Here is a 1,709-nt window from a genome sequence, read left to right as displayed (position 1 = left end):
CCGCCGCGGCACAACTTCACCGAGCTGCCCCGGATCCGTTCGGAGCGCCCGGCTTTCGAGCTGCACTACCCGCACATGGTGGAGCGGCTGCGTGCCGAGGCGCACGTGGGCCGGGCACACGGGCCGTCGGACAAGGACGTCACCAGGCTGGACGACGTCCAGGTTCGCAGCTGATGGCCTGATCGGCGGCTATCGCGAGTGAGCACACCGAAGGTGTCGGTGCTGATCACCGTCACCGGAGTGGACCAACCGGGCGTCACGTCGGCCCTTTTCGAGGCGCTCTCCCCACACGGCGTCGAGCTGCTCAACGTCGAACAGGTGGTGATTCGGCACCGCCTGACGCTCGGTGTGCTGGTGTGCTGCCCGGCGGACGTCGCCGACGGCGACGAGTTGCGCCGTGACGTCGAATCGGCCATCCGCCGGGTGGGGCTGGACGTCAGCATCGAGCGCAGCGACGACGTTCCGATCATTCGAGATCCCTCCACCCACACCATCTTCGTGCTGGGCCGGCCCATCACCGCTGGCGCGTTCGGCGCGGTGGCCCGGGCGGTGGCCGGCCTGGGCGTCAACATCGACCTCATCCGCGGTGTCTCCGACTACCCGGTGACCGGTCTGGAGCTGCGCGTCTCGGTGCCGCCGGGGTCGGACGCCGCGCTGCGGACCACCCTGAACCAGGTGTCGGCCGAGGAACGCGTCGACGTGGCGGTCGAGGACTACACCCTGGAGCGGCGGGCCAAGCGGCTGATCGTATTCGACGTGGACTCGACGCTGGTGCAGGGCGAGGTCATCGAGATGCTGGCCGCCCGGGCGGGTGCCGAGGGCAAGGTCGCCGCCATCACCGAGGCCGCCATGCGGGGCGAGCTGGATTTCGCGCAGTCGCTCGAACAGCGGGTGGCCACACTGGCGGGTCTGCCCGCCTCCGTGATCGACGAGGTCGCCGCTCAGCTCGAGCTCATGCCCGGGGCCCGGACCACGCTGCGGACGTTGCGCCGCTTGGGTTTTCACTGCGGTGTGGTTTCCGGCGGCTTCCGCGGGATCATCGAGCCGTTGGCCGAGGAGCTGATGTTGGACTACGTCGCCGCCAACGACCTGGAGATCGTCGACGGCAAACTCACCGGGCGGGTCCTCGGCCCGATCGTCGACCGCGCCGGCAAGGCCACGGCGCTGCGGGACTTCGCGGAGCGGGCCGGGGTGCCGATGGCGCAGACCGTCGCCGTCGGCGACGGAGCCAACGACATCGACATGCTGGCCGCGGCCGGGCTCGGGGTGGCGTTCAACGCCAAGCCAGCCCTGCGGGAGGTGGCCGACGCCTCGCTGAGCCACCCCTACCTGGACACGGTGCTGTTTCTGCTAGGCGTGACCCGCGGCGAAATCGAGGCCGCCGACGCGGTGGACGGCGAGGTGCGCCGCGTGGAGATCCCGCCCGACGCGTAGCGGCCGCGGTACGGCACGATGGTCGGGTGCCCGAAATCGGTACGGAGGCAGCCGACCCCGATCTGCTGATCGACTTCCGCGACGTCTCACTGCTGCGGGACGGACATGTCCTCGTCGGGCCGGTGGACTGGCAGGTCGAGCTCGACGAACGCTGGGTCATCGTCGGCCCCAACGGTGCCGGCAAGACGTCGTTGCTGCGGATGGCCGCGGCGGCCGAGCACCCCTCGTCGGGCGTGGCGTTCGTGCTCGGGGAGCGGCTGGGCCGGGTCGACGTC

3 protein-coding genes are annotated in these 1,709 nt (G+C 70.7%); all 3 read left to right on the top strand.

Going from position 1 to position 1,709, the window contains the following annotated elements; genetic code table 11:
• On the top strand, positions 1 to 174 hold a 174-nt coding region (locus A9X04_RS30655), incomplete at its 5' end, for a hypothetical protein (protein WP_197509425.1).
• Positions 175 to 198: 24 nt separating this feature from the next.
• Entirely contained in the window at positions 199 to 1,434 is a 1,236-nt protein-coding gene (gene serB / locus A9X04_RS27130) for a phosphoserine phosphatase SerB (RefSeq protein WP_067927623.1), read from the top strand.
• Between the two features lie 26 nt (positions 1,435 to 1,460).
• The coding region (locus tag A9X04_RS27125) for an ATP-binding cassette domain-containing protein (RefSeq protein ID WP_156764556.1) at positions 1,461 to 1,709 on the top strand (249 nt) is incomplete at its 3' end.

The organism is Mycobacterium sp. E3247 (assembly GCF_001667785.1).
GTDB lineage: Bacteria > Actinomycetota > Actinomycetes > Mycobacteriales > Mycobacteriaceae > Mycobacterium.
Note: the sequence above shows the minus strand (reverse complement) of the source record. Positions and strands in the feature narration are given on the sequence as shown.